General features: G+C 39.3%; 4 protein-coding genes. 1 reads left to right on the plus strand and 3 read right to left on the minus strand.

The genetic code is table 11. The features are described 5' to 3' along the window. Window positions 1-65 precede the first annotated feature (65 nt). Window positions 66-1,907 (minus strand): Xaa-Pro dipeptidyl-peptidase, encoded by a 1,842-nt coding sequence (locus AQF98_RS21655; RefSeq protein ID WP_055134062.1) that lies wholly within the window; start codon window positions 1,905-1,907, stop codon window positions 66-68. A gap of 104 nt (window positions 1,908-2,011) precedes the next feature. After that, the gene (locus AQF98_RS21660; protein WP_055134063.1) at window positions 2,012-2,884 is read right to left on the minus strand and encodes a bile acid:sodium symporter family protein; all 873 of its coding nucleotides are present in this window, start codon (window positions 2,882-2,884) and stop codon (window positions 2,012-2,014) included. 313 nt (window positions 2,885-3,197) lie between these two features. Between AQF98_RS21660 and AQF98_RS21670 the strand changes: the two genes are divergently transcribed. After that, on the plus strand, window positions 3,198-4,541 hold the full coding sequence (locus AQF98_RS21670) for a sensor histidine kinase KdpD (protein ID WP_055134065.1): 1,344 nt from the start codon (window positions 3,198-3,200) through the stop codon (window positions 4,539-4,541). 64 nt (window positions 4,542-4,605) lie between these two features. On the opposite strand, the gene AQF98_RS21675 is transcribed toward AQF98_RS21670, so the two are convergent. After that, window positions 4,606-7,014 (minus strand): outer membrane beta-barrel protein, encoded by a 2,409-nt coding sequence (locus AQF98_RS21675; protein ID WP_055134066.1) that lies wholly within the window; start codon window positions 7,012-7,014, stop codon window positions 4,606-4,608. Window positions 7,015-7,075 lie beyond the last annotated feature (61 nt).

Here is a 7,075-nt window from a genome sequence, read left to right on the forward strand (position 1 = left end):
TTGTCGATAAAGAAAAAGCCACTTACCTAAATAAGTGGCTTTTGTATCATTGTGATAAATCTAACTTACTTGATCGCTTTCTCCAACGCATTAGCTCCGCCAACTACAGGTAAAGTAAGCGTAGTGCCATTCAAATCAATAGTGATTTCTGTTCCTGGTTTTGGCCATAGCGTAAACTCTTTATCGCTGGAAAAAATCATTAAAGCAATCTGCTTCCCAGCAGGGATAATCTGATCATCAGGTTGAAGATTGAATTTCAGGTCGTAGAATTTACCAGGAGTTAATGGAGCGCTTTTGCTCAATGATTTGTTGTTCTGAGGGTCGGCCCATCCACGGGTAATCACATTGTCCATCAGTTTTACCCCAGTTCCCTCGCTCCATGGCAAGGCCACCAACCACACCGAAAAATTGGCCGCAGGCTTACTACTGGCTAATTTAACCGTTACTTGGGCAAGACCTGATAAGTGTACTGCTTCTTTTAAAACCGGACTGATATAAAGCAATCGATGGTCTGATTTTTCGGCCTTGGCCAAATCACTTCCAGAAAATGAAACATCATCAATTAGTTTTTCTGGGGTTTGTTTTGTTGGTTGAGTAGTTAAGAGTTTACCCTGAGCCATTCCTCCGGCACCAAGGTAAAGTTTAACGTCACTGGCATCAGGGTTTGGATAATCGGCATAAGGAGTTGGATTAGAACTGGCATCTTTTTCTCTTACAATCCAAGCTTTCGGTTCTTTTTCTACACCATTTTCAATGCCAAACAAATAACGGGTAAACCATCGGTTCATCATCTTTAGGGGTGGTGGTCCACCATGCCCACCTTGGTGGTAATAGATCTGTACAGGCAATCCTTTGGCCTCAGCAGCCTTGTAAATGCGGTAGCTGTGTTCTGGCATTACGTTCCAATCGTTAAAACCATGCGACATCAGCAAGGCAGCTTTCATGGGTTTAATGGCATTTAGGTAATCTCTACCTGCCCAAAAATCATTATAGTCGCCAGTAACACGGTCCATTCCTTTGGCCATTTCTCCGTCTCTGATCGTTTTGTCTGAATAAGCTCTTTTATCTTCTGCGCCACTATGGATATAATCGTATAACACATCTACATCTTCACCCAAATATCCTCCTGGGTTTCTAATCAACCCATTAGAACGGTAGTAATGGTAATAAGAAGTGTTGGGTGCCACAGGGATAATTGCTTTTAAGCCCTCTACACCCGTAGTTGCAGCTGCAACAGGCAGGGTGCCATTATAAGAAGTACCTGTCATGCCTACACTTCCGGTACTCCAGTACGCTTTTACTTTTTCATTGCCATCTGGTGTGGTATAGCCATTGTCTTTTCCAGAAAGCCACTCGATTACAGCTTTAGGCGCTAAGGATTCGTTGATACCACCTACTGTTGGCGATCCTTGCGAAAGTCCAGTTCCCGGCGATTCAGAATGGACAATGATGAAACCTCTTTTAACCCATTCTCTAATCAATGAATTGGAGATGATCGGTCTGGTGCCGGTTCTTTTTACAGTAGGGTGGATACGTGCTACTGGTGGTTTTTCGCCCACCTCATGTTTCACATCCCAAAAAGTTCCAGGTGCTGTACCAGCTGTACCTGCATAATAAGGACTTGTTTCGTAAATGATGGGAAGTTTTAAACCTTCCGTTTCGGTTTGAAAAGGACGGGTTACACTTACATGCATCCGATCTGGTTTACCATCACCATCAGTATCAAATGTAGTTTCTACCCACAGGTCATGGCGGATCCATTTGTCGGGCGTATCAAATAAAGGTACAATTTGGGCTTCGCCATCTTTAAATACGGGTTTGGCTTTTTCTTGGGCAAGAGCCGAAAAGGTAGATAAGAATAAGACAAAGAGTAATGCCTTGTTTTTCTTTAGGTTAAAATAGTTCATGGTTATTGTTTTAGGTAAGGAGAACTAAGATAGAGAATCTTCATCTCCAATTAACGAAGAGTGTATTTTCTATCTTAATTTTTACGGAACTGCTTTTGATGTTTTTACTGAGGGGCAATGTTTTGTTGCTTTCTGCTCACCAAGTAACCAAATAAGGCGGCCGTAAAAAACATAATCAAACCATAAACTGCAGGTGGGATACTCATCATGCTGTTGCCAATTACATTTAAGGCAATATAAATGGCCAATGTACCATTGTGAATGCCGATTTCCATACCAATGGCGATAGATTGTTTTTTGTTTACCTTCAGTAGAAATGGAACATAATAGCCAATAGCCATACTTACCACATTAAATGTTAGGCAGGCTAAGCCCACTTGCTGGAAATAGGTAGCAAACTGATCTTTTTCTTTCACAATGGCTCCCACAATAATCAATACCAAAAAAATGGCAGAGATGATTTTTACTGGTTTCTCCATTTTTTTGGAGATTTGAGGAGAGAAATAATTGATCAGCATCCCAATGGTAACCGGAACCAATACAATGGCAAATACCTCTACTATTTTTTTAAACTGCATGGGTACAACCTGCCCACTCTGCATAAAATAATCAATGGCAAAATTGACAATAAAGGGCAGCGTAAATAACGTAAGTACACTATTAACGGCAGTTAATGAAATATTGAGGGCAACATCGCCTTTGGCCAAATGGCTATACAGATTGGCTGTGGCACCGCCCGGAGAGGCCGACAATAACATTAAACCAACCGCCAATGCAGCAGGGAGGTTAAACATGATACAAATGCCAAAACAAAGCACGGGCAAGAGTACCATTTGACACAACAGGCCAATGAGGATGGCTTTTGGGTAGCGCACCACTCGTTTAAAATCATCTAATGTGAGGTTTAAGCCTAAGCCAAGCATAATGATGCCCAATGCAATAGGGAGAAATAAGGTGAGTGTGGTATTTTGTTCCATTCAGTTTGAGATTCGGTTAACTGAAAGTACAAATTTTTTATCAATCTGTGCCTCACCACATTTTAGGTTAATCAGAATAAACCATGGTATAAAGCTGGGTTAATTTAACGGATAGTGATGTGTTGGCGCAGCTTGGCCTCAACGCAAGTTTAAAAGGTTTGTTACAAGACCTTATTTTTCTAACCATAATGCCCTATTGGATAAATTTTAAAAACAAAATGCCATTAAATTTAATTGCTATTGTTAGTTTTACTGTGGTATCATGGTATTTATTTAGCTTTTTGCCAAACGTAGATGATCTTTAAACTTATTCATGCCTAAATTCAGTAGTGGTGTTTTTAACAGTAACTTTTGGTCAAACCTTATTGGTAGTCCCTCCGCTTTCTCTTTAGAAAGCAGGATCTTTCATTCTATTAGTATTGGCTTGATCATATTGGGCAGTATATATGCCCCTTATAATCTGTATGCTGGAATTTATGTAGGTGCCATTTCAGCCCTTTTATTGGTCTTGTTCTTTATTTATCAATATTATGCTTCTAGGTTTCTGAACAAGCCACACAACAATACACTATTTGCAATAGTAGGGATTCTGGTTTTTAGTGTCAATTATTTCACCAATTCTGGGATCAATGGCTCTACCGACCTGATTTGGCCTGCCTACCTATTAATGGTGCTGGCCATTTCGCCCTATCAACAACACTTGAGGTGGTTGATCATCTATTTGCTTTGCTTTGTCATCATCCATTTGATTGAACATTACGATCCCTCATTGGTTAAACATCCTTTTGGTACCGACGAAGAAAGGTTTGTTGATCGCATTACCGCATTTCCACTTCCTGTAATCGTTACCTATCTGATTATTAAATTTGTAAGAAGGAGCTATGATATTGAGCGAAAAGAAGCTGAGGAGAAAACCATAGCCATAGAAATAAGTAAGGAGCAGATTTTGTTGCAAAAGGACCAGTTGGAACAAAGCAATATTGAGAAGAATAAACTGATGTCGATCATATCTCACGATCTGCGTACCCCACTGATCAATATCAAAAATTACCTAGAACTACTTCAGGCCAATGAGGTAGATAGCACTGAAAGACCTGTATTAGAAAGTACCTTGCTTAAATCGACCAATAATGCAGTTGATATGCTTTCGGGTTTATTGCATTGGTCTAAATCGCAAATGGAAGGTTCTTCAGTAAAATTGTTAGAAGTTAACCTGCTTCAGGTATTGCTAAGTACATTAGAAATGGAACAAACCCATGCCCTAAAAAAAGAAATTACCTTAAACTATACTATTCCGGCTCAGTTAATGGTGATTGCCGATGTTGATATGTTACAATTAGTGATCCGTAACCTGATTAGCAATGCCGTGAAATTTACCGCACAGGGTGGATTGATTGAGATCAATGCCGAAGTAGTAAGCGACGAATGCAAAATAACAGTTAAAGATAATGGGCAGGGCATTCTGCCAGAGAAATTGGAAAAGATCTTTTCCATTAAAGCAGAACCTGCATACGGTACAAATAACGAAAAAGGGATTGGTTTAGGCCTGGTTTTGTGTAAGGAATTTATAGAACGACAAGGGGGGAGAATTGGATTTGAAAGTAAATTAGGCCAAGGTTCAAGCTTTTTTGTTTTTATCCCTTTAGCAAATAAGTAGGGGTTTAAAAATCAAAAATCCACTCATTTGAGTAGATTTTTGATGGAGTATGATGCTGATTGAACTAAAGGTTTGATCCTTCAGAAACATCATTATTATTGATTCCTTTTTTGTTTTTCTTGATGCTTTCTTTTAGCCTACCAAAACGATAATTTAAGCTGGTGGTAAAGTTGCGTTGGTAATTTTGGTTGTAACTTTCTTGACTAAAGTTTGGCCCATCGGTAAAGTTGATGGCATTTCTGTATTTGGCAAAAACGTTATTGGCTGCAAAAGAAATAGAAACCTTATTGTTGAAGAGGTCTTTGCTTACACTAAATGAAGAACTCACAAAAGAATTGGTGGTACCTTGTAAGCTAAGGTTTGGCCCGTTATAGTTCATGCTGGCAGTAGTTTGCCAGGTTTTGCTTGGGCGATAACTCAATGAGGTAAAAGCACGGTTCATGAAACCTTGTTTGTCTAATGCGATGCCATTCACTTCGCCTTTAACCATGCCGTAGCTGATCATTGCGCCAAGGTTTGCTCGCAGTTGATTGTTAAATGGATAGTTGACATTCACATTTACGGCCACTAAAGTAGCGCTCCCGGTATTGCCAAAAGTACTGCGGGTAATATTGCTTACAGGGTCTGTTACTACACTTGGCATCACCATGTTACTGATAAACATGGCACGCATGCCTATATTTATTGATGCCTTTTTAAAACGGCTATAATTAATCTCTATACTTTGACCACTGGTAGGTTTAAGGTCTGGATTACCAGAGGTTTCGAAATTAGGGTTAGAGCGGTCAACAAAAGGGTTCAGTTGGTTAATACCTGGTCTTTGTATTCTAGAGGTAAAACCAAAATTAATACTGCTCATGTCTTTAAATTTGCGGTTGACAGAAACCGAAGGAATTAAGTTTAACGAGCTTAGGTTTAGGTTAGCACCAACAAAATTGGCATCAATTTCGGTCTGCTCTAGCCTAATTCCTGCTTTAATACCCCATTTATTGAGGCTAAACTGATAGGTATTGTATAGGCCATACACATTCTGTTGATTGTCGAAGGTATTGGTTCTCAATGGATCGGCTATAAATTCACCAGATGGGTTCATTGATAAGAATTGGAAATCGCTGCTATTGTTTCTAAAAATAGCTTTAACGCCAGCTTCAATAGTTAGTTTTTTTAATGGATATACATAATCGATCTGTACAGTTTGCTCAGAAGATCCACCAGAGTTGTCTTGCCTGTAATTAGGTACATTGTAGGCAACAGGATTAAAAATGTCTACACTGTTGAACTGTTTGTTGCGGAAATTATAATAACGATAAGAGAAGGTTAATAAGCGATTTTTATCTTTTTTAAAGCCAAGCTGATAGTTCAAGGCAGCATCAGTGCCATTTCCAGAACCCTCCAAGCTGTTGATCAGCTGATAACTTTGCATTAATGCGCTTGAACTGTGCAGTGCCGAATATTGTGTGTTTAAACTTTCATTTGTATTGGCGTTGTAATTGAACTGTCCTGAAATTAAGTTCAAACTATCTATTTCATAACTGAGCTCTACACCACCATAAGCACTTTTTCCAGAGAAATCTCTGTTTCCATTTTGAAATAAACTGGTAGGGTTGGTGCCGTGGGTTAACCTTGTATTGCTGTTGTTCAATAGGGGAGAACTGTTTAAATTTCCTCCCGCCATGGTCGAAATACCGAATTTACCAGTTTTTACCGTAAATGAGCCGCCCAAACCCGGGCCACCCACAGGAAAACGCTCGCTGAAGTTGATTGTGCCATTAGAGCCATTATCTGCTTTTTTATGGGTAATGATATTGATGATTCCAGCCAAACCCTCACCATCGTATTTTGCAGGTGGTGTGGTAATCACCTCAATTTTTTCAATGCTTGATGCAGGCATACTTTTCAAGATATCTTTTGGGTTTCTTTCCATCATGCCAGAGGGTTTACCATTGATCAAGATTTTATAATTGCTGTTTCCCTGCAATTGAATGTTGTCATCAGCATCAAGCGATAACAAAGGTACTTTACGCATCATTTCTAATACATTGGTTACTTTGCTTTCGGGGTCTGCTTTAACATCGTAGGCAATCCGATCAATTTCTTGTTTAATTAAGGGTCGATCGGCAGTCACTTCTACTCCTTTTAATTGAGTAGCTGCCGGTGTTAATGCAATATGATCGAAAGTTTTAGAGGTGGTACCCAATAGTACTGGAATAACCTTGGTCTGGTAACCTACGTATACGATGTTGAGCAGGTAATTGCCAGCCGAAAGACCGCTCAGTGTAAATGAACCATCTTTGGTAGATACCACAGATTTAAGGAAAACCTTTTTGTCGTTTTTTAATAAAACGGTGGCAAAATCAATTGGATTTTTGGTTAACGAATCGGTTATTTTTCCACTGATCTGTAAAGATGGGTTGGTTTGTGCGGTAGCCATTAAGCTGAAACAGCAGCAGAGGATAAAGATAAAAGTTCTCATAGTTTCATTAGTGTATTAGTGAATTAATACACAAGGATACATAAATTTTTGATTTCAAAAA

It is taken from the genome of Pedobacter sp. Hv1 (assembly GCF_001412215.1).
Taxonomy (GTDB): domain Bacteria; phylum Bacteroidota; class Bacteroidia; order Sphingobacteriales; family Sphingobacteriaceae; genus Pedobacter.